Annotated in this window: 17 protein-coding genes; 14 read left to right on the forward strand and 3 right to left on the reverse strand. The window is 60.4% G+C overall.

The features are described from left to right. Nucleotides 1-2: 2 nt before the first annotated feature. From WAW39_RS13540 to rpmB, 9 genes are all read left to right on the forward strand, one after another. Entirely contained in the window at nt 3-875 is an 873-nt protein-coding gene (locus tag WAW39_RS13540) for an ABC transporter ATP-binding protein (protein WP_422319676.1), read from the forward strand. A gap of 538 nt (nt 876-1,413) precedes the next feature. Next, a complete protein-coding gene (locus tag WAW39_RS13545; RefSeq protein ID WP_422319678.1) occupies nt 1,414-1,884 on the forward strand; it encodes a hypothetical protein in 471 nt (156 codons plus the stop codon). Nucleotides 1,885-1,892: 8 nt separating this feature from the next. Further along, entirely contained in the window at nt 1,893-2,102 is a 210-nt protein-coding gene (locus WAW39_RS13550; protein WP_422319680.1) for a hypothetical protein, read from the forward strand. A 266-nt stretch (nt 2,103-2,368) separates the two neighbouring features. Beyond that, on the forward strand, nt 2,369-5,320 hold the full coding sequence (locus WAW39_RS13555; protein ID WP_422319682.1) for a valine--tRNA ligase: 2,952 nt from the start codon (nt 2,369-2,371) through the stop codon (nt 5,318-5,320). Between the two features lie 1,200 nt (nt 5,321-6,520). Then, nucleotides 6,521-6,928 (forward strand): DoxX family protein, encoded by a 408-nt coding sequence (locus tag WAW39_RS13560; protein WP_422319684.1) that lies wholly within the window; start codon nt 6,521-6,523, stop codon nt 6,926-6,928. A 275-nt stretch (nt 6,929-7,203) separates the two neighbouring features. Further along, on the forward strand, nt 7,204-8,070 hold the full coding sequence (locus WAW39_RS13565; protein ID WP_422319686.1) for a carbon-nitrogen hydrolase: 867 nt from the start codon (nt 7,204-7,206) through the stop codon (nt 8,068-8,070). Then, nucleotides 8,063-9,115, forward strand: coding sequence for an agmatine deiminase family protein (locus WAW39_RS13570; RefSeq protein WP_422319688.1), 1,053 nt, complete (start codon nt 8,063-8,065; stop codon nt 9,113-9,115). The genes WAW39_RS13565 and WAW39_RS13570 overlap by 8 nt, the downstream gene beginning before the upstream one ends. Nucleotides 9,116-9,265: 150 nt before the next feature. Next, nucleotides 9,266-10,510: a hypothetical protein gene (locus WAW39_RS13575; RefSeq protein ID WP_422319690.1), complete on the forward strand. Its 1,245-nt coding sequence runs from the start codon at nt 9,266-9,268 to the stop codon at nt 10,508-10,510. 79 nt (nt 10,511-10,589) lie between these two features. Further along, nucleotides 10,590-10,853, forward strand: a complete 264-nt coding sequence (gene rpmB / locus WAW39_RS13580; RefSeq protein ID WP_395732180.1) for a 50S ribosomal protein L28 — start codon at nt 10,590-10,592, stop codon at nt 10,851-10,853. A 442-nt stretch (nt 10,854-11,295) separates the two neighbouring features. Here rpmB and WAW39_RS13585 read toward each other — a convergent pair whose 3' ends face one another. From WAW39_RS13585 to WAW39_RS13595, 3 genes are all read right to left on the reverse strand, one after another. Next, nucleotides 11,296-11,886: a hypothetical protein gene (locus tag WAW39_RS13585; RefSeq protein WP_422319693.1), complete on the reverse strand. Its 591-nt coding sequence runs from the start codon at nt 11,884-11,886 to the stop codon at nt 11,296-11,298. A gap of 193 nt (nt 11,887-12,079) precedes the next feature. Next, nucleotides 12,080-12,811: a hypothetical protein gene (locus tag WAW39_RS13590; RefSeq protein ID WP_422319695.1), complete on the reverse strand. Its 732-nt coding sequence runs from the start codon at nt 12,809-12,811 to the stop codon at nt 12,080-12,082. A gap of 101 nt (nt 12,812-12,912) precedes the next feature. Beyond that, nucleotides 12,913-13,635 (reverse strand): sensor histidine kinase, encoded by a 723-nt coding sequence (locus WAW39_RS13595; RefSeq protein WP_294402018.1) that lies wholly within the window; start codon nt 13,633-13,635, stop codon nt 12,913-12,915. Between the two features lie 136 nt (nt 13,636-13,771). On the opposite strand from WAW39_RS13595, the gene WAW39_RS13600 reads away from it, so the two are divergent. The 5 genes from WAW39_RS13600 to WAW39_RS13620 all read left to right on the forward strand — a co-directional run bounded on the left by WAW39_RS13600 (nt 13,772) and on the right by WAW39_RS13620 (nt 20,839). Beyond that, entirely contained in the window at nt 13,772-14,665 is an 894-nt protein-coding gene (locus tag WAW39_RS13600) for an ABC transporter ATP-binding protein (RefSeq protein WP_422319699.1), read from the forward strand. After that, a complete protein-coding gene (locus WAW39_RS13605; protein ID WP_422319701.1) occupies nt 14,662-15,510 on the forward strand; it encodes an ABC transporter permease in 849 nt (282 codons plus the stop codon). The genes WAW39_RS13600 and WAW39_RS13605 overlap by 4 nt, the downstream gene beginning before the upstream one ends. After that, nucleotides 15,507-16,355, forward strand: coding sequence for a pantoate--beta-alanine ligase (panC, locus tag WAW39_RS13610; RefSeq protein ID WP_422319703.1), 849 nt, complete (start codon nt 15,507-15,509; stop codon nt 16,353-16,355). The genes WAW39_RS13605 and panC overlap by 4 nt, the downstream gene beginning before the upstream one ends. A 240-nt stretch (nt 16,356-16,595) precedes the next feature. Beyond that, nucleotides 16,596-16,925, forward strand: coding sequence for a hypothetical protein (locus tag WAW39_RS13615; RefSeq protein WP_422319705.1), 330 nt, complete (start codon nt 16,596-16,598; stop codon nt 16,923-16,925). Nucleotides 16,926-17,773: 848 nt separating this feature from the next. After that, entirely contained in the window at nt 17,774-20,839 is a 3,066-nt protein-coding gene (locus WAW39_RS13620) for a DUF1553 domain-containing protein (protein ID WP_422319707.1), read from the forward strand. Nucleotides 20,840-21,152: the final 313 nt, after the last annotated feature.

Below are 21,152 nucleotides of genomic sequence, written 5' to 3' on the forward strand. Positions count from 1 at the left end.
CCATGTCCGCCGAAGCCACTCCTCCCAAAGATGCCCCGCTGCTCTGCATCCGCGATCTGCAGATCGAATTCAGCCGCCATGACGCCACGCCCGTGAAAGCCGTCAAAGGCATCAGCCTCGAGCTCAAGCGCGGCGAATCCATCGCCCTCGTCGGTGAAAGCGGCAGCGGCAAAAGCGCCACCGCCCTCTCCTTCGCCCGCCTCCTCCCCGAGCCGCCCGCCAGCATCACCGCACGGCAGATGACGCTCAACGGCCACGAAATCCTCGAAATGAACGAGCGCGAGCTGCGCGCCATCCGCGGCAAGGAGATCGCCTACATCTTCCAGGAGCCCACCACCTCCCTCAATCCCGTCCTCACCATCCGCACCCAGATCGGCGAGGCCCTCGCCCTGCATCGCCCCGATGTCAGCAAGGCCGGACGCGATGACGAAATCGTCAAGTGGCTCGACAAAGTCGGCATCGTCGATTCCCGCAAGCGTCTCCACGCCTACCCGCACGAGCTCAGCGGCGGCATGCAGCAGCGCGTCATGATCGCCATGGCCCTCTGCACCCAGCCCAAGCTCCTCATCGCCGACGAGCCCACCACCGCGCTCGACGTCACCATTCAAAAGCAGATCATGGATCTCCTCGCCCAGCTCCGCCGGGATCTCGACATGTCCATCATTCTCATCACCCACAATCTCGGCATCATCCGCAGCGTCGTGGACCGCGTCGCTGTCATGTTCCGTGGTGAGATCGTCGAAACCGGCCCCGTCGATGAAGTCCTGCGCAATCCGCAGCACCCCTACACCAAGGCCCTCCTCGCCTGCGTCCCCCGCATGGGCCCCAAGCAGCCCCGCCTCAAGGCCATCGACTACACCCTGCTCGACGCATAATCGGCATTATTGAAGTTCGCGTAATAGACTGACATGAATTTTTCCTGAGGGTGCATCACGCCGGGCACACAGCCTGGGCAGGGGATCGACACTTCAAAAATCAACAATCCATGTTCATCAATCGTCAATCACGCACAGCCAAGATGTTCTGGAGCTGAAGGATTGACGATTGTCGAACAATCGAGGCGTTGATTGACGAAGTTCGAAACCATCGTCGCACGTACGCAATGAATAATGTCACCCTGTTTTGCGAGTCTCAATAGCTGCCTGTTGGTGCAATGCTGAGGGCAGAAGACCCCTCGAAAAGCCGACAACCCCAAAGGGGTTACGAACCATAGCGAAGGGTTGCCGAGCCTCAGCGAGGCTACCCTGGTAACAGCACCACCCTGCCGGGAAGCAAACCCAAAACTCCGCCACACGCCGCGCTCACCAGCAGCGCCTGCACGCACCTCCGCCGCGATCAAACGCCCTCCATGCGGCCATCAGTTCCGCAAGAGGTCTGTTGCATCTCGGCCCAAAACCATGGTAGCCTCCCGGCATGAAAGCCTGGCTCATCCTCTTTGCGATGGCAGCGCCGCTCAGCGCGCAGGTGGTCCTGCCGTCCACCGGCAAGAAGTTTGAGACCCGCACCATCAATGGCAGCGGCGGCACCAGCGGTGTCAGTGTCAATGCCACCACCCAGCCCGCGCCACCCACCAAGACCAGGCTGACCTCCTACTTTCGCCTCGGCGAGCCCCGCCAGTGGAAGAGCACCGATGGCAAATCCCTCCTCGGCGCCATCATCATCTTTGAGGATGCCGTGATCGAATTTGAAGCCGCCACTCCCGCCGCCGCCCGTGAAGCCGCAGGCAAAGCGCCACCACCCAAGATGCCCGACAAGCCCACCCTCATCCGCGAGGGCAAAATCCGCCTGCTGGTAAACCAAAAACCCGTCGAAGTACCTCTCGAACGCCTGAGCGATGAGGACCGCAAGTATGTGGAGGATCTGAACGCCCGGCTCCCCAAGTGATCCATTTTATGAAACACACCATCACCCTGATCCTCCTCACGACGGCTTTGCTGCCTGCCTGCAGCGTTCTGACCGACAAATCACCCCCCAAAACCGAGCGTGAAATGGAGGAAGAAGCCCGCCGCACCCACACCGTCCCCGACATCCTCCGCGATCCCCGCCCCGAAATGCCCCCCATGGGCCCCCCCTCTCCATGCCCATGCGATAGAACGTTCTAAATAACTTTCCATCCGAGAAATCTAGGCCGCCAAAGCGCTTCTCCCTCTCCCCGCCCCTGACACACGCCGACAACAAATATTTTCTTCGGGGAGAGGGCCGGGGTGAGGGGAACAGCTTAATGCCCGCCGGCGTTTTGAGGCAGCAAGGCGACATCATAAGCGAATAGGCCCTGGCGTGCCGGGCGGTCTTGCCACCCCGGGGTGGCACATTGGAAACGCCTCCCCATTTGCAAACCGCCCGCTTTCCCCCATCTTGGCCGCCCTTTATGCCCGAACTCGACAAGACCTACACACCCGCGGAAGTCGAAGCCCGCTGGTATCAGCGCTGGCTGGACGACAAATGCTTTGAAGCCGACCCCGCTCGCGTGAGCGCGGCCCGCCCGGCCTACTCCATCGTCATCCCCCCGCCAAACGTCACGGGCATCCTCACGCTCGGCCACGTCCTGAACAACACCATCCAGGACATCCTCGCCCGTCGCGCCCGCATGCTCGGGAAAGAAGTCCTCTGGCTCCCCGGCACCGACCACGCCGGCATTGCCACGCAGAACGTCGTCGAAAAGACCCTCAAAAAACAGGGCGTCATCAAGCACCGCGATGACCTCGGCCGCGAAGCCCTCGTCGCCAAAATCTGGGAATGGAAGGAAAAGCACGGCGGCATCATCATCGAGCAGCTCAAGAAACTCGGTGCCTCCTGCGACTGGAGCCGCGAGCGCTTCACCTTTGACGACGACTACAACGCCTGCGTCATGCGCGTGTTTGTGGACCTCTACAAAAAGGGCCTCATCTACCGTGGCAAGCGCATGGTCAACTGGTGCCCCTCCTCCCTCACCGCCCTCAGCGATGAAGAGGTCGTCATGAAGCCCCAGAACGCCATCATGTACCACTTCAAAGTCGAAGTGGTCGAAGAACCCGGCACCTGGCTCACCATCGCCACCACCCGTCCCGAAGTCATCCCTGGCGACACCGCCATCGCCGTGAATCCCAAGGACGAGCGCTACACCCACCTCATCGGCAAGCACGTCCGCCGCCCGCTCCCCGTCGAAAATCAGGAACTCCTCCCCATCATCGCGGACGAGCACGTCGATTTCACCTTCGGCACCGGCGTCCTCAAAGTCACCCCCGCGCACGACAAGGCCGACTTCGAAATCGGCCAGCGCCACAGCCTGCCCGTCATTGACGTCATGCAGCCCAATGGCATCCTCAATGACCTCGCTGGCAAAGACCTCGCCGGCATGGAGCGCTTCGCCGCCCGCAAACGCGCGGCAGAACTCCTCACCGAAATCGGCAGCCTCGTCAAAGAAGAGCCCTACCAAAACAACCTCGGCTTCTCCGAGCGAGCCGACGTGCCCATCGAGTCACGTCTCAGCGAACAGTGGTTCCTCAAATACCCCAGCGTCAAAGAAGCCCGCGAATGCGTGGAAGGGAGCGCACGCGTCCCGCGTGCCGAGTCCGGCGTCCCGCCGGACTCCGTCCCTGTGGCAGCCGACCCCACAGACCAGCCTGCCACCGAAACGCAAAAAGCAGCAGGCGCCTCCACCATGCGTTTCCACCCCGACCGCTGGGCCAAAACCTACGACCACTGGATGACCGGCCTCCAAGACTGGTGCATCAGCCGCCAAGTCTGGTGGGGCCACCGCATTCCGGTGTGGAGCAAAGAAGCTGACTATCTTCGTATGGCCTGCGCCGAGTTACATGCGCTTGAGAGCGAAGGCTTCGACCTCGATGAGATCAAAGCCAAAAACCTCGAAACTGGTAAAGAATGGACCGGCTCCGAGCTGTTAGAGATTGAAGATGCGTCTGATGCTAGCGTTGTTGGACGTTTCCGGCTTTCTTTGTGTGGTCTATTCGACGCAAAACAGGCGAGCGTTTTGGAAAAGAATGTTGGTTTCACCCAAGACCCCGATGTCCTCGACACCTGGTTCTCCTCCTGGCTCTGGCCCTTCGCCACCATGGGCTGGCCCGAAAAGACCGCCACGCTGAAGGCCTTCTACCCCACCACCGACCTCGTCACCGGCCCCGACATCATCTTCTTCTGGGTCGCCCGCATGATCATGGCCGGCTTCGAATGGATGGGCGAGCTCCCCTTCAAGAACGTCTATTTCACCGGCATCATCCGCGACAAACAAGGTCGCAAAATGTCCAAGTCCCTCGGCAATTCGCCCGATCCTCTGGAGCTCATCGCCAGCTTCAGCGCCGACGCCCTGCGCTTCGGCATCATGCGCAGTGCCCCGCTGGGCCAGGACATCTGCTTTGATGAGAAGAACGTCGAACTCGGCCGCAACTTCTGCACCAAGCTCTGGAACGCCGCCCGCTTCCGCCAGATGCAGGGTGGCGAAACCGAAACAGAGATCAGCGCCGCGCTCCTCAGCAGCGACGACAAGTGGATCCTCCTCCGCCTCAACACCGCCATCGCCGAAGTCACCGCTGCGTTGGAAGACTACCGCTTCAGCGACGCCACCGCCACCCTCTACCGCTTCTTCTGGAGCGAGTACTGCGACTGGTACATCGAGGCCAGCAAAGCCGTCCTTCAAGGCACCGACGACAAGCGCAAAGCCAACACCTTGGCCGTCATCGACTTCGTCCTCAGCAACACCCTGCGCCTCTTCCATCCCTTCATGCCCTTCATCACTGAAGAGCTGTGGCACGGCATGGCCTTCAACGCCGACCTCCCCGCAGATCAAGGCGGCAACAGCATCATGTTCGCCAAGTGGCCGAAGCCCCTCGATGCCGATGAACTCGCCTACTTCGGCATTCTCCCCGAGGACGAAAAGACCGCGAACGACAAATACGAAGCCGTCAATCTCGGCCGTGGCCTCAAGAGCACCTTCAACATCAACAAGCGCGTCCGCTTCGTCCTCAAACCTAGCCAGGAACTCCCCGCTCACGAGATCGAAGTCCTCCGCATCCTCCTCAATGCCGAGCCTCTCGATGTCGATGCCGCCTTCTCCCCAACGCAAGGTACCCCCAGCGCCCTCACCCCGCTAGGCACCCTCTTCCTCCCCCTCGATGGCCTCATCGACGTCGAAGCCGAGCGCGCCCGCATCGGCAAAGAAGTCGCCAAAGTCGAATCCGAATTGGAAAAGGTCACCGCCAAACTCGCCGACGAAAAGTTCACCTCCAAGGTCCCGCAAAAAGTGCTCGATGAGCACCAGCAGCGCAAAACCGACTGGCAGGAGAAACTCGCCAAGCTCAAAGAAATGATGTCCGCCCTCGGCTAATCAGAAGCGGAGCGGGGGCATCCTGCCCCCGCCATCTGACTTGTCTGATCATGGAAGAGCATTTCCCAAAACGGATTTCCTGAAAGCAGCGCGTGGTGGCGCTCGACGCGCTTGGAGGACCAGGCGCCCTACCTCGCGTCAGGCACGTGCATGTCCAGCGCTGGCAGGGCTCTCTGTCCTCAACCAGCCGCCTGTCGACCTGTCCTCCCGCATAACTTCCACGGTTTTATCGGCATCCGACCATTCGCAGCAGTGGGACGTGCCTTGCTCCCAACGCGTCTCCCTTTCCAAATGACACGGCATCACTCCAAAACGCTGCGCGCGCCTCCGATATGGACTGCGGTTGCGCAGTGAGGAACGAACGCAGCTACCGCTTTCGACGTGCTGCTCGGCTCACGCATACCACTGCTTATTCGAAGGCGGGAGCCGGTGAACTTCCGCCAGCCCGTCAGCGCACGCGTGCCACGAGACGTTCGAAAGCGGCAGCTGCACCCTTTCAGGATTGCGCAGCCGCACTCCAAAAGCGCTGCGCACTTTCCTCGCCTCAAGCCAAAAAAGTGATCCTCCGTTCCACCATTGAGCCGCCATGAGTTCAGATCCTTCGGGGCTCGACGCAGGAGAGGGACGCGTCCTCCGTAGCTCGTAAAGCGAAGGAGCAAGATGGAAGCCCTGGATCCTCGATCAAGAAACAGCCAGCCAAACGGAAATGAGTTTTGGAAACTGCGATGCCTGCCATCCACGCAGAACCCATCGGCCCGCAGCCCCACGGCTGGTAGGGACGCGTTGTGCGCGTCCCTAGAATCCATCATCCCAGCGCCACCTGCCGCCCCACCCGCTTCCCCCTTTCCTCAAGCACCCGCCTTTCAGCGCGCACGCAGGCACAACCATCCCATCTCACAGTGAGCCGATGGAAAAAGCATCTGTCTCGTCTGCCTCCTCATAAAGCGCGTAGCGCTGACACAACGGTAGCCATGGGCGCCAGCCCACGGTGCACCGCACCATGCGCGGAACCGCGTAGCGGTGACACAACCCGCCGCTAAATCGCGAACCTCTCCCCTTGGCCCCATGCTCGGGCTGCCCCTGCGCCTTACTTCAACAACCAGCCATCACTTCCCAGCATCCCCGCATCAATCTTTTAACTTGTCGGCACATCCTGTGCACCGCCATGCTCCAGCGCCTCACACACACTACCCCCCACGTATGCTCAAGCTCCTCCATCTCTCCTTCCTCCCCAAGTCTCCTTCCTTCGGCCTGCTCATCCTCCGTCTCTCCGTCGGCCTCTCCATGCTCCTCCTCCACGGCCGCGGCAAGCTGCTCAACTTCTCCGCCACGGCGGAAAAATTCCCAGCGCTGTTCGGCATGTCCTCCACAGTAAACGCAGGCCTCGCCGTCTTCGCAGAAGTCGTTTGCTCAGCGCTGCTCATCCTCGGCCTGTTCACCCGCTTGGCAGCACTCATGCTGGCCATCACCATGAGCACCGCCTTCTTCATGGTGCATAAGATGGCCCTCACCGGGGAACACAGCGGCGAGCTCGCCATGGTCTACCTCTTCGCCTACGTCACCCTCCTCTTCACCGGCGCAGGCAAGTTCTCCGCTGACCGCGCCTGACGCCTCCGGCTCGTAGGATGGGTGTGGCGATAGCCCGCCCGTCCTCCAGCGCAGGTCAAGCGTCTTGCACACACGCACGCCCCCGGCGCTGGTAGGGAACCGCTGCTGCGGGTCCCAAATTTCGGGTCTGCAACATGGCAGGCTCAAAAAAAAGGTTCGCCGTCCATGCCGCCATCAAAGGCATGCCGCTCGCGTGGCATGAAGTCCCCTCCGCACCACTCCCGCCACCCATCTTTTCTTGCATTCCCCGGCAGGCGGTGAACCGTCACCCTCTTATGGCAAAGGTGACTCTCGGTCTGGTGCAAAGCCGGGCATTTTCAAGCAAGGAAGAAAGCGTGCAGCAGCATGAACGTCTCATTCGTGATGCCGCAGCCCGTGGCGCGCAGATCATCTGCCTGCAGGAACTCTTCAACACCCCCTACTTCTGCATCACCCAGGACACCGAACTCTTCAATCTCGCCGAAGCCGTCCCCGGCCCCACCACAGACAGACTCGCCCCCCTCGCCAAGGAACTCGGCGTCGTCATCATCGTCCCCCTCTTCGAAAAACGCGGCCCCGGCCTCTACCACAACACCGCCGCCGTCATCGACGCCGACGGCACCGTGATGGGCAAGTACCGCAAGATGCACATCCCCCAGGACCCCGGCTTCGAAGAGAAGTTTTATTTCACCCCTGGAGACCTCGGCTACCGCGTCTGGGACACGAAATTCGGCCGCATCGGCGTCCTCATCTGCTGGGACCAGTGGTACCCGGAAGCCGCCCGCCTCACCGCCCTCATGGGCGCGGAGATCCTCTTCTACCCCACCGCCATCGGCTGGCTCCCCAGTGAAAAGGCCGCCCTCGGTGCCGCCCAGCACTGCGCCTGGGAGACCGTCCAGCGCGGCCATGCCGTCGCCAACGGCTGCTACCTCGCCGCCGTGAACCGCGTCGGCACCGAGCAGCAGAGCGAATTCTGGGGCCAGAGCTTTGTTGCAAATCCTTATGGAGAAATCGTTGCAAAGGCCTCCGTGAGCGATGAAGAGATTTTGATCGTGCCGTGTGACCTTTCTGCGGTGGAAGATTTCCGCCGCATCTGGCCTTTTTTCCGTGATCGCCGCATTGACACCTACGCTCCCCTGACCAAACGCTACATCGATGAGTAACGCCTCCTATCCCCAAAACTACCGTCTGCCCGCCGAATTCGAGCCGCAGGAGGCAATCTGGCTCTCCTGGCCCTCCAACAAGGAAAGCTGCCCCAAGACCTACCACAAGCTGCAGGACAAGTTCGGCGAGATCGCCAGCGTCATCTCCCGCTATGAGCGCGTGCGCATCAATGCCCCGATGCTCAGCCACATGAACATCCGCCTCAGCATCGCCGACAACGAGGGCGATCTCAGCCAGGTGGATCTCTACGAGAACGCCACCAACGACGTCTGGTGCCGTGACCATGGCCCGATCTTCATCAAGCACAACGAAACCGGCAAGGTCGCCATCACCGACTGGGAGTTCAACGCCTGGGGCGGCAAGTTCCCGCCATGGGACCTCGACAACGCCATCCCTGAGAAAGCGGCCGCCGCTCTCAAGATGGAGCGTTTCACCTCCAAGATGATCCTCGAAGGCGGAGCCATCGAAACCAACGGCAAAGGCACCCTCCTCACCACCGAGGCCGTTCTCCTCAATCCGAACCGCCACGGCGGCAAACCCGGCAACAAGGCCGAGGTCGAAAAAGAACTCAAGGCCATGCTCGGTGTCAAAGACATCGTCTGGTTCAAGAAAGGCATCGAAGGCGACGACACCGACGGCCACATCGACGACATCGTGCGCTTCATCCGTGAAGACGCCGTCATCTGCATGGTCGAGCCCCGTGACTCTGACCCGAACCACCGCGTGCTCAAGGATATCCGCGAGCGTCTCGACGACGTCAAAGCCCCCGATGGCGGCAAGCTCGAGATCATCGAGATCGAAATGCCCCAGGCCATCGAAATGAAGGACTGGCGCCTCAGCCGTCTGCCAGCTAGCTACGCGAACTTCATGATCATGAACAACGCTGTGCTCGTCCCGCTCTTCGGTCACAAGAAGAAGGACGCCGCCGCCGAAGACAAGATCTCCGAATGCTTCCCCGGCCGTGAAATCATCTCCATGATGGCCAAGGATCTCGTCACCGAAGGTGGCGCTTTCCATTGCATCGGCATGCACCAGCCGAAGTAAGCAGTCAGGTCCGCAGATTCTTGAATATTCAGCGCCCTAAAACAGTGGCGCTGAATATTCATAATGAATAAAAAAGACCCTAAATAAAGCGGCTTCTCCTTACAAAGACTTACTTGGAGGTCGTTTTCGGTCGGGTACGTTCGTGGCTCTATGATGGCTCCAAGAAATCATGATCTCTCCACGTTCTGCCGGGTGACAGCTGCGCTGTCGGCGCTGCTGCTGCTCGCGGCCTGTGCACTGCCTGAGGACGCCTTTAAAAATTACTCGGTAGCCACCAAGGTCAGCCAGTGGAACAGCGTGCTGGATGCCCTCGGTGGCGGCAGCGTGAAACGTGCAGAGAGCGCAGGCAATGTTCCGCTCTTTAACGGTGCCGTGTCCATGAATGTGCCCACGCATTCGGGCTCCATCAATGACATCTCCCGCTTGTTCGCCGGCTTGGACTCGTCCTACAGCCAGACGGCCGCCGTCACCGCGCACAAGCAGCGCATGGACAGCCTCTGGGCGGCCCACCAAAACCTCCGCCGCGGCCCCTTGCAGTCTTGGGCCAGTGAAGAGATCGGCGACATCAGGAATGCCAACGCCATGTTCTACCCCTTCAGCGGGCCGGACTTCCTCTTTGCCAGCGCCCTCTTTCCCTCAGCAGAGACCTACGTCCTCTGCGGTCTGGAGCCAGCCGAACCCCTTCCTCGGCTGAGCGATCTGTCCCAGTCCGAAATCGACGCCGGCCTCACCGGTCTCCACAACGCCGTCGCCAACATCATGCAAAACGGCTACTTCATCACCACGGAGATGCGCAGCAATCTGCAGGCCACCCGCTTTCGCGGCGTGCTGCCGCTGCTGATGGCCTTCATGTCACGGACCGGCCACACGGTGGACTCCGTGGATACGGTTCGTCTGGATGGCGCTGGCAATGTCACGCTCTCCGGTTCCTCAGGAAACACCGGCCTCATGATTCGCTGCCGCAGCGGCTTTGGCTCCTCCAAGCGCGTCTTCTACTTCCGTCAGGACCTCTCCAATGGCGGCGTCACCCCCAGCGGCCCGTTCCTGACCTTCGTTTCTCGCCTGGGCCGCGTTCCAGCCTTCTTGAAAAGCGCCTCCTACCTCATGCACGAAAGCGGCTTCTCCAACATCCGCGACTACCTGCTGCGCCACAGCAGCGCCATCGTGCAGGATCCCTCCGGCATCCCTTTCCGTGACTTCAGCCGCTACGGCTGGAATCTTTGGCTCTACGGCAACTATCGCGGCACCCTGGAGATCTTCTCCGGCCACCAGCAGCCGGATTTGGTCGCCGCCTACTCCTCCGGGAAGTATCTTGTAAAGCCCCTGAACTTCGGCATCGGCTACCTCATGAACCCCCAGATGACCAGCCTCATGGTGGGCCGTCCGACCCGCTGAAGCCGGAAAGGCAGACTTTTGGTTGACGTCACTCTCTCCTCGGCTAGTATCGCGCCCCAATTTTTCCCCAGAACTCATCATGGCTACTATCTGTCAAATCACCGGCGTCGGCGTTACTCGCGGCCACCACATCCATCGCAGCGGTAAAGCCAAGAAAGAAGGCGGTATCGGTCGTCACATCACCAAGCGTGTGAAGCGCGTCATCCTCCCGAACCTTCGCAAGAAGCGCATCTTCGTTCCTGAACTCAACAAGTTCATCGACGTCAAGCTCAGCGCCCGCGCCCTCAAGACCATCGACAAGAACGGCGCTTACAACGTCCTCAAAGGTGCCGGCCTGATCTAATCAGCCACGCATGATTTTTCCCACGGGCGGATCTGGCAACAGATCCGCCCTTTTTCGTGCCCCCGTAGGATGGCTGCAGCGTGCAGTTGTGTAGGACCAGGCGCACATGAAGCATGCCTCGGCCGTAAGCTGGGTGTGGCGACAGCCCGCCCGTCAGTTCATCGCGTGTTAAACTCAAATGCCATCAAATCCTTCCCAGCCTCAGTTGGCAAGGGTCTGGAGCGTTACGTGTCCACTGAATCAAGTGCAGCCAAATCGGTTCTCCCTCTCCCCGCCCCTGGCACACGACGACACCGAATCCTTTTCTTCGGGGGAACCGGAGCGCAGCGGGTCGAAGACCGCCGTAAGGCAAATAGACGAAGTCAAAGGCAGGGGTGAGGGGACTGGCTTTTGTGCCCCGCACGAGGGCATCAGTTAAGAGCGCTATAAGATTTAAAACGCTCTATCGATGATGCCCAATCGAGGTGCTCCCATGAATCCCCACACCGGGAACCACGCCCGAATGCGGCTGATCAAAGAGCACCGGCAGATGGTTGTTCAGATCCGTGTACCCCAGCGTCGGGCTCCAGCTCACGTTGGGGGAGCCATAGAAGTTAAGGCCATGTCCCTGCGGCACATACACGCCACCGCTGCCTGCACCAATGTTGGAGTTGCTGGGGCTCCAGCCGCGATTCCGGTACATCCCATGTCCATGATAGCCCCCGCCATAATAATACGCTCCCATTTGTCCTAGCCCCAGCACGGGTGCCAGGCTCTGCATGTAGCCGCCATTCGGCTGCTGCACATACACCACCGGCTGTTGCGCCGCATACTTGGCCTGCGCAGCGATCATGGCCTCGGCCATCTTGGTTTCACGCTCGCGTTTGGCCTGCACCGCCGCCTTGCGTGCCTCCGCCTGCTCTTTCTCATACGCATCGGCTTTGAAGGCATCATACCCCAGCGCATTGCGCATCGGTTCGGACAGATCCGAAAACAACACCTTCGCCACACCCTTGCTGTGCGAAAACAACACCCCATCCGGGTCACGTTTCATGATCTTGCACCGCTCATACGTTTTGCCTTGAGCCGTTTCGATCGTGGTTGGCTCTTCTGCACTCGCACAAACCGCGAATCCCAATTGAAGCGTGACAATCAGAAGTGAGAACGTTTTCATAATAGTTCTGGATTTGACTCCAAAACGCCACTTTTGCCAGCTTTTAATGCTTCAGATCACCGAAGCAAATCTCTCAATGATGGTGGTGATGCATGCCACCGAAACCAAAACCCCCTGTTCCGATCCCGATGTGGATCCCATGCCCCAGATTCCATTGGCCGCTGATCGTGGGGCCACAGCCGCCCCCATAATACCCCCCGTAGCTCGGATAGTAGCCGCTGTAGTACGGGTAGCTCCCATACGAATAGCCGCCATAGGGGTAGCCATAGCTTCCGCCGTAATAATAGCCGCTGCCCGAGTACCCATACGGGTAGCCAAAACGCGAGTAGCTGCTCCCACTGTAGGACCGCCCACCCACCGCCGGACCCGTGATCGGCGTCCCCACCCACGAAGGGGATTGAGTGCCTGCGACCGATCCTGACGTGGCTGCGAGACGGCTCGCGGTCGCCAGATAGCTCGCCTCGGCCATCTTCGCCTCCATCAGCCGTTCCTGCATCGCGATCTCCTGCTGCTTCTGCCGCTCCTGCTCTGCTTTGCGCAGAGCAGCCTGCTCCTTCTGATATTCGGCCTCCGCCTTCGGATCGTAGCGAAATTCACTCCTCAGACTCTCGGGAAGCTCTCCAAAAAGGATTTTAGCCGCACCATTCTTATGTGCGAAGGTCACACCATCAGGGTAGATGTGCATGACTTGGCACTCGTAGAAAGACCTGCCATCACGTGTCGTGATCGTGCCGTAGTTCTTCGGAGCAGCGCTGGCCGGAAGCACGCTGAGCAGCAAGGCGGCGAACAGAACGGATCGTTTCATGAGAGACCTCCAAAGGATGATGTCCAATACGACAACGAAGGCCGTGCCTCCGTTGCATCTAAATTAAACGTCAAAACTCAAAAAACATTCAGCCGAAGGTCCTAGACCATCGGGCAGCTCAGCCAAAACGTGGTCGTGTTGTTCTCAGACGCCACGCCCAGCTGGATGTTCATCTGATGGCTCAGCATCGCGGCAATCGTCAGCCCCAGGCCGAGGTGATTGCTGTTCTTGGAACCATGGAACGGACGAAAAACCTCCTGAATCTTCTCCGGGGCGATCTGGGATCCGGTGTTGCTCACCAGAATGTCCACCCGGCGCTGTTCAGCAGGAGTGATCGTGCCCGGTCCGCAAATCTTCAGCGCACAGCGGCCACCACCCTTGGCGGCAGCTTCAGCGGCGTTTTTCAGCAACTCGGTCAGGATGTCTTTGAACTTCGTCGGATCCACCAGGATCGGCGGCAGACCGGCCTGCACATCAGCCTCAAGCTGCACGCCCTCTTTTTGAAACGGCTCCATCACCGCGCCTTCAATGACAGGAAGGTATTCGTTCAGACCGAGTGACTGCGGCGTGATCTTCGCACAGCCGCCGGCGGAGCGAATGCGCTCGCTCAGATTGGTCACCCCCAGAGATGCTTCACGGATGTGCTGCATGTTTTCGCTCACACCCGGATCCAGGTCGTCCGTCATCAAAATCAAGCTGCTAAAGCCCTGGATCACCGCCAGCAGGTTGTTCAGCTTGTGGGTCAGCCCACGCAGCAGTTCCTGGTGAAAGCCTTCGCTGTGTTCTTGGCCGAGATTGAGGGTCGTAGGGAAATAAAACTGCATGGCAAAAAGGGGGGCGTGGACAGGCCGCAGTAATGCAGTCGGGCAGCCACGGTGTAAATGCGAATTTGGCGACTTCTTCTGCGCAGAGTGACTAAAAACTCGCATCCGCAGCGGCATCACGCCAATGTCACATTCCATGGCACTCCTCGAAGTAAGACACCTCACCAAGCGCTGGCCCACCGGGCGGCTCGCGCTCGATGACGTCGGCTTCGAAGTCCGCGAAGGCGAGATCCTCGGCCTCCTCGGCCACAACGGCGCCGGCAAGAGCACCATCATGGGCATCACCCTCGGCATGGTGCGCCCGGACGCCGGCGAGGTCCGCATTGGCGGTCGCAGCGTTCAGCAAAATCGCGGCGCAGCCCTCCAGCAGATCGGTGCCATCTATGAGGCCGCCGTTTTTTACGATTACCTCAGCGGCTGGCAAAACCTCCGCGTCCTCTGCTCCCTCTCCGGCTGGTGGGACGAGGCCGAGGTGAAACGCGTCGTGCAGATGGTCAATCTCACCCGCGCCATCCAGCAAAAAACCGCCACCTACAGCCACGGCATGCGTCAGCGCCTCGCCTTGGCCCAGGCCCTGCTGCCTCAGCCCAAGATCCTCCTCCTCGACGAACCCACCGACGGCCTCGATCCCGAAGGCATCCGCGAGTTCCGCGAGCTCATCCTCCACCTCCGCAAGCACCACGGCATGACCATCATGCTCAACTCCCATCTCCTCGGCGAAGTCGAGCAGATGTGCGATCGCTGCGTCATCCTCAAGGACGGCAAAAAAGTCTTCGAAGGCCCCGTCCCCTCGCAGGAAAAATCGCGCCGCATCTTCCAGCTCAAAACCAACGACATCGGCCTCGCCCGCGAAGTCCTCGACCGCTGCGGCGCCACCATGGACAAACACGGCATCGTCGAAGTCCCGCTCAACATGGAGCCCCATGAACTCGTCACCGCACTCGTGAATGGCAAAGTGCAGGTCAATGCCTGGCAGACGCATCATCACACGCTGGAAGAACTTTACATGGGACTCTCCTCAAGATCATGACGCTCTTCTTCCAGCAGTGGTATGGCGAGCTCTTGAAGCTCTTTGCACGAAAGCGCACCTACATTGGGTTCGGGGTCTTTTCCGTTTTACAGGTGGTCATTCTGGTCATGCTGAAAACCCTGGGCTTCGAAAAATGGATGGCCAAGGTCATCGCGCCCCAGACGGATTCGTTCGAATATTACATTTCTGCCCTGACTCTCGCATTCATCGTGGTGAAGCTGGCCGTGTTCATCCTTGGCGGCATCTACCTCACCCTCGTGGCGGGAGACATCGTGGCAAAGGAGGCGGAGGACGGCCACTTGCGTCTGCTTCTGGCCCGTCCGGTCAGCCGCTTTCGGCTGCTGCTGCTGAAATACCTCACCGCCAGTTCGTATGCGGTGCTGTTGATTTTCTTTTTGTTCTTTGTGGCCTTCCTGCTTGGTATTGCCATGAAGGGGCCGGGGGGCGGATTCTTTGCGTTTGCCCCGGAAATCAATGTCATTGCCTTCTATGACTGGCTGCCCGGGCTCCAGCGCTACATGCTGGCGGCCATCACACTCGGTCTGGGCATGACGACGATCAGCAGCATCGCGTTTTTCCTCTCCTGCTTCCCCATCAAACCCGCCGCCGCCACCATTGGTGCATTATCTTATTCTCTGGTGGACATGATTCTGCGTGAGAGCCGGTTCATGGAAAGTTACGAGCATCTCCTTTTGACCAAGCACATCTCCGTCTGGGCCCGGGTTCTCGCTGAGACCATCGACTGGCCGATCATTGCGCGAAGCTTTGCAGTGCTGCTCGCCGTAAACGTTACGCTCTTTACCCTGGGCTACGCCGTATTTGAATCCAGAGACTTAAAATCATGAACGTCATCAACAACATCCGCCAGCTTCGTTCCTGGAGCACCATCAACAAAGGCGCCCGCTGCGTCTTCGTCCCCACCATGGGCGCTTTGCATGATGGCCACGCCGCGCTCATCCGTGCCGCACGCGAGATCGCCGGCCAGAGCGGCAATGTCGCCGTCAGCATCTTCGTCAATCCCCTCCAGTTTGGTCCCGGCGAAGACTTCAGCAAATACCCCCGCACCCTCATCGAGGACCTCAGCATCTGCCGTGACAACGGCGCGGACATGATCTTCGCACCCAAGGCCGATGAACTGTATCCCGCAGATCGCAGCATCGCCCTCTACGAGACCAGCCTCTCGCAGCGCCTCTGCGGTGCCAGCCGCCCCGGCCATTTCGAAGGCGTCTGCACCATCGTCGCCAAGCTTTTCAACCTCGTTCAGTGCGACGACGCCGTCTTCGGCAAAAAAGACTACCAGCAGTTCGCCATCATCCGCCGTCTCGTGCGCGACCTCGATTTCAATGTCGTCCTGCATGCCATCGACACCGTGCGTGAGGCAGACGGCCTCGCCATGAGCAGCCGCAATCGCTATCTCAGCCCCGAAGAACGCGCACAAGCCCCAGCACTCCGCGCCGCACTCGTGGCCGCCCGTGACGCCTGGAAAAACGGCGAGCGCGACCCCGCCGCTCTGGAGCGCCTCATCACCCAGACCATCCAGGAAAAAGCCCCCTCCAGCCGCATCGACTACGTGGCCGCCGTGGATGCCACGACTCTCCAGCCCGTCTCCGCCACCACCGAGCTCGTCGTCATTGCCGTCGCCGTCTTCTTCGGCACCACTCGTCTCATCGACAACATCGAATTGAAGTAAGCAACGAATCGCTGAACAAGGCCATGCACCTCAGTCCTCTTCAGGAAAATCTCCCGAATAACAAATCAGCAGCTCCTCTGAGTACGTAGTTCGGGCTTTAGCCCGTTCTGGAAGCCCCGCATCACCCCGAATCTGAAGCACCCAGCGTACGTATTGTAGTCCCGGCTTTAGCCGGAATCTGGAAACTGAGTTCATGCAAACAGCTGCCAAATAGGCTCACCCTGTTATCCTCCACTCTCCATGTCCGAATCCCTCTCCAGCCACAGCGCCGAAGGCTACGACCTCGAAGTCGTCCGTAGCGTCTGGAGTCTCGCCCAGATCATTCCCGGCAACGATCCCGAAGTCTGGCGCAAAGACGAATTCGGCGCCTGGATTCACCGCACCGACTACCGCAACCGCCATTCCGACTTCGGCTGGGAAATCGCCGACTACGGCTACAGCCGCCGCAGCATGGGCCTCGCCTCCCTGCGCCCCATGCAGTGGCAGAATTACCTCGACTTCATGGTCGCCGCCCGCAACCAGGCCGTCGTCACCGCCGACGGCCTCCGCAACGCCCGCCGCCTCTTGTAGCAGAACCATCTGGATCCTTGACTGGATAACAGGAACGGCACTCGTCTAGGGATGTGCACGTGTGCATTGAACACTCAGCCACCAAGGCCGCGACAGCGTTTTTTGGAGTGCGGTAGCGCAGATGCAAGGCGCAAGCCTGCATCGGAGCCGCCGCTTTCGCGGGGTAAAGAATGCGCTTCGTCCTTAACCCGCTGTCCAGTTTGCGAAAGCGACTTCGCGCCCAACTTTGCCGCACACATACCCGCTGTGCTTCGTTTCCCAGACGCTGTCGCATTCGTATCAGTGCTACGCCATAATGCCCAGCCTCAGGCGATCAAAGCGCATCGTGCCCTGCACACTGGCTTCCTTGTCTGACTAACGCATCTTCCCACACTTCGCTCCGCATTACACCAGCTCCAACGGAGCTGCGGATTACAGCCCAGGGTCAGCCGAGCCTCAGCGAGGCGACCCTGGGTAGGGCCAAAACCACCCGGGCAGCAAACCCAGCACTTCACCGCACCCAGAGCTCACCAGCAGCGTCTGCAACCAGTGCCGCCGCAGATTGGCTCCGCTGTCTGACGACGTTCCAATGCCACCCCAGCCTCCGATAACCACCCATCACGGAATGGCATTCCAGCATGCCATGCTTTTCACCTGAGGATGCATCACGCCAAACACGCTCTCATTAGGCCGTGATCGATACTTCAAAAATCAACAATCGATTGTTCGACAATCGTCAATCACTCACTCCCGCAGAACTCCTGAGCGCCGCAGATTGACGATTCATCCTGCGCACTCTTGCTGTAGCACACGCTCCCGCCTCTACAGATCCCGAAAGTCCGCCCCCCGCGCCTCGTTCATACAGCAGCATGCTCCGTCCCGCCTTCATCGCGCTGCTCGCCACAGCCACCCTCCACGCCGCAAGCACCGACTTCTCCAAAGACGTCTATCCCGTCCTCCAGCGCGCCTGCTTCGAATGCCACGGCCCCGAGCACCACAAAGCCGATCTCCGCCTCGACACCGCCTCGCCTCAGCACCTCAAAATCGGCTCCGACCTCCTCCGCCGCGTCGCCTTGCCCAAGGAAGACAAAGACGCCATGCCCAAACGCGGCGACCGCCTCACCACCGTCGAAATCTCCCACCTCCGCGACTGGATCACCGCCGGCGCCCACTGGCCCGACAAACTCGAAACCCTCCAGCACTGGAGCTACATCCCGCCCCAGCGCCCCGCCTTGCCCGCCGTCAAAAATCAGGCATGGCCCAAGAACGAGATCGACCGCTTCATCCTCGCCCAACTCGAAGCCAGCAACCTCTCTCCCTCTCCACCCGCTTCTCCCGAAACCCTCATCCGCCGCCTTTCCCTCGACCTCACCGGCCTCCCTCCCACTCCCTCTGAAGTCGACGCCTTCGTCAACGAATGTCGCTCCGGTTCGTCATTCGACATTCGTCATTCGGCATTGGAAAAACTAGCCGACCGCCTCCTAGCCTCCGATCAATTCGGCGTCCGCTGGGCCCGCCCCTGGCTCGATCTCGCCCGCTATGCCGACTCCCACGGCTTTCAGCGTGACGACCTCCGCGAAGTCTGGGCCTGGCGCGACTGGGTGGTGAACGCGCTCAATGCCAACCTGCCCTTCGATCAGTTCACCCTCGAACAAATCGCCGGCGATCTCCTCCCCAACGCCACGCCAGAGCAAATCATCGCCACCGGCTTTCATCGCTGCACCCCCACCAACGTCGAAGCCGGCACCGAACCCGAAGAGAGCCGCATCAATCAGGTCATCGACCGCGTCAACACCACCGGTGCTGTCTGGCTCGGCACTACGCTCGAATGCGCCCAGTGCCACAATCACAAATACGATCCCTTCTCCCAGCGCGACTACTACTCGCTCCTCGCCTACTACAACAACACCGAGAAAGAAGCTGAACGCACCAATCCCACCACACCTGGCTCCATTCAGTTCAAAGGCTCGCCGTTCAAAATCAGCGACCCCGGCGGCGATGCGCAGCGCGCACAGCTCGCCGCGCAGATGAAGACCTTGAATGCTCAGATCGCCGCTTATCAAAAGCAGGTCGCCAGCACCGGCAAACCTGTCGACAAAAACGCCTCATCAAATGCCCTCAAAGCCCTCAAGCCCACCGCCTTCATCACCGAGAGCGATGCCGAATCCGAACTCCAGCCCGACGGCAGCGTCCTCCTCACCGGCCCCGCCCCCGACAAAGACACCTACACCTTCGAAACCGACCTCACCGCCGGCGAGCTCAGCGGCCTCATGCTCGAAACCCTCACCCACGCCTCCATCCCTGGCGATGGGCCGGGAAGGGGAGGGGTCAATCGCCCCAACTTCGTTCTCCACTCCTTCGACTGCACCCTCACCACGCCCGATGGCAAAACGCAGCCGCTGACCTTCAAGACCGCCTACGCCGACTACTCGCAGAAAGGTTACGATGTCACCAGCCTCGTCACCAAGACCGGCAAAAGCGCCTGGGCCATCGGCCAGCGCTTTCACGAACCCCACTGGGCCGCCTTCGAACTCCAGCAGCCCGTGGCGATCACTCCCGGCACCAAGCTCAGCATCCGCATGGCGCAAAATTTCGGCAACGGCCTCGTCATCGGCTGCCTTCGCATTTCCAGCATCGCAGGCATTGTCGCCGCCTGCCTCCCCGAAGTCGAAGAACCAGCGCCCGTTGTCCAAAAAGGCCGCAAAGGCAAAGCCGTCCCCGCACCGCTTTCCAAAGACCCCGAACTCGCCAAGCTCGAAAAACAGAAAGCCACACTGCAAAAGCAGATCACCGCCCTCGCCGCCCCCACCACCGAGGTCATGCGCGAACTCCCCCAGCCGCGCATGAGCACCATTTTCAAACGCGGCGTTTACACCGATCCCGCCGACCCCGTCACCGCGTCAGTCCCCGCCATTTTCAACACTCAGCTCAAAGGCCCGCCCAACCGCATCACCCTCGGCAAATGGCTCGCCAGCCGCGACAATCCCCTCGTTGCCCGCGTCACCGTCAACCGCTGGTGGGCTGAACTCTTCGGCACCGGCATCGTCTCCACCCTCGAAGACTTCGGCATCAAAGGCGCAGTTCCAAGCCACCCCGAACTCCTCGACTGGCTCGCCACCGAGTTCATCGACAGCCGCTGGAACATGAAGCACCTCCTCAAAAAAATCGTCCTCAGCGCCACCTATCAACAAACCAGCTCCATCCGCCCTTTGGCCAACGCGCCTCCCTCTCCGGAAATCAAAAATCATAAATCAAAAATCATAAATTCCGCCTCCGTCGATCCCTCCAACTCCCTCCTCTGGCACGGCCCCCGCTTCCGCCTCGACGCCGAAGCCATCCGCGACAACGCCCTCGCCATCTCCGGCCTCCTCAATCTCAAACAAGGCGGCACCCCTATTCGCCCGCCCCAGCCCGACGGCCTCTGGCAGAAAGTCGGCGGCCAGCAGTACAACTACGTCGTCAGTCCCGGAGCCGAGCAGTACCGCCGCGGCCTCTACGTCGTGCTCAAGCGCGGCTCACCCTATCCCAGCTTCATGAATTTCGACGCCAGCGCCCGCATGGCCTGCGTCGTGCGCCGCTCCCGCAGCAACACCCCGCTGCAGGCTCTCACCCTCCTCAACGATCCCGTTTACGTCGGCGCCACCCGGGCCTTCGCCAAGCGCATCATCGCCGAATCCCCCAGCACCGACCTCGACTCCCGCCTCCAGCACGCCTTCCGCCTCGCCCTCGCGCGCACACCCAAACCGCAGGAACTCACCGTCCTCAAAACCCTCTGGGAAACCCAGTTCGAATCCGCCCAAACAGACCCCCAAGCCACCCAGGAACTCAGCGCCGGCGTCGAACTCCCCAAAAACCTTCCCTCCGCCGAGTTCGCCGCCTGGTACGCCGTCGCCAGCGCCATCCTCAATCTCGACGAGTGCATCACCAAAGGCTGACGCCAAGGTTGAACGGCCCTCAGCCCAGCAAAGAGCATTCATCGTGCGTTTGGGAGATTAGGTGCACGAGGCCACGCGCCAGCTTTTGGAGTGCGGTCGCGCAGATGCAAGGCGCAAGCCTGCATCGGAGCCACCGCTTTCGCAGGCTATTAAATGGCCTCCGTCCTCAACCCTCCATCCAGCCACCCAAAGCGGCGTCCCGCCAAATCTGCCGCACGCACCACACGCACCGCAGTCCGCAGCGTACGTATTGTAGTCCCGGCTTTAGCCGGTTCCGGACGCGCCACCCAGCACCTCCTGTCACACCATATCC

This window comes from Prosthecobacter sp. (genome assembly GCF_049294395.1).
Lineage (GTDB): Bacteria > Verrucomicrobiota > Verrucomicrobiia > Verrucomicrobiales > Verrucomicrobiaceae > Prosthecobacter.

Coding starts and splice junctions, on each gene's coding strand:
- WAW39_RS13605 (WP_422319701.1), top strand. CDS start 14,662: ATGACGCTCTTCTTCCAGCAGTGGTATGGCGAGCTCTTGAAGCTCTTT.
- WAW39_RS13575 (WP_422319690.1), top strand. CDS start 9,266: ATGATGGCTCCAAGAAATCATGATCTCTCCACGTTCTGCCGGGTGACA.
- WAW39_RS13565 (WP_422319686.1), top strand. CDS start 7,204: ATGGCAAAGGTGACTCTCGGTCTGGTGCAAAGCCGGGCATTTTCAAGC.
- WAW39_RS13550 (WP_422319680.1), top strand. CDS start 1,893: ATGAAACACACCATCACCCTGATCCTCCTCACGACGGCTTTGCTGCCT.
- WAW39_RS13595 (WP_294402018.1), bottom strand. CDS start 13,635: ATGCAGTTTTATTTCCCTACGACCCTCAATCTCGGCCAAGAACACAGC.
- WAW39_RS13540 (WP_422319676.1), top strand. CDS start 3: ATGTCCGCCGAAGCCACTCCTCCCAAAGATGCCCCGCTGCTCTGCATC.
- WAW39_RS13555 (WP_422319682.1), top strand. CDS start 2,369: ATGCCCGAACTCGACAAGACCTACACACCCGCGGAAGTCGAAGCCCGC.
- WAW39_RS13615 (WP_422319705.1), top strand. CDS start 16,596: ATGTCCGAATCCCTCTCCAGCCACAGCGCCGAAGGCTACGACCTCGAA.
- WAW39_RS13545 (WP_422319678.1), top strand. CDS start 1,414: ATGAAAGCCTGGCTCATCCTCTTTGCGATGGCAGCGCCGCTCAGCGCG.
- WAW39_RS13570 (WP_422319688.1), top strand. CDS start 8,063: ATGAGTAACGCCTCCTATCCCCAAAACTACCGTCTGCCCGCCGAATTC.
- rpmB (WP_395732180.1), top strand. CDS start 10,590: ATGGCTACTATCTGTCAAATCACCGGCGTCGGCGTTACTCGCGGCCAC.
- WAW39_RS13590 (WP_422319695.1), bottom strand. CDS start 12,811: ATGAAACGATCCGTTCTGTTCGCCGCCTTGCTGCTCAGCGTGCTTCCG.
- panC (WP_422319703.1), top strand. CDS start 15,507: ATGAACGTCATCAACAACATCCGCCAGCTTCGTTCCTGGAGCACCATC.
- WAW39_RS13585 (WP_422319693.1), bottom strand. CDS start 11,886: ATGAAACGTGACCCGGATGGGGTGTTGTTTTCGCACAGCAAGGGTGTG.
- WAW39_RS13600 (WP_422319699.1), top strand. CDS start 13,772: ATGGCACTCCTCGAAGTAAGACACCTCACCAAGCGCTGGCCCACCGGG.
- WAW39_RS13620 (WP_422319707.1), top strand. CDS start 17,774: ATGCTCCGTCCCGCCTTCATCGCGCTGCTCGCCACAGCCACCCTCCAC.
- WAW39_RS13560 (WP_422319684.1), top strand. CDS start 6,521: ATGCTCAAGCTCCTCCATCTCTCCTTCCTCCCCAAGTCTCCTTCCTTC.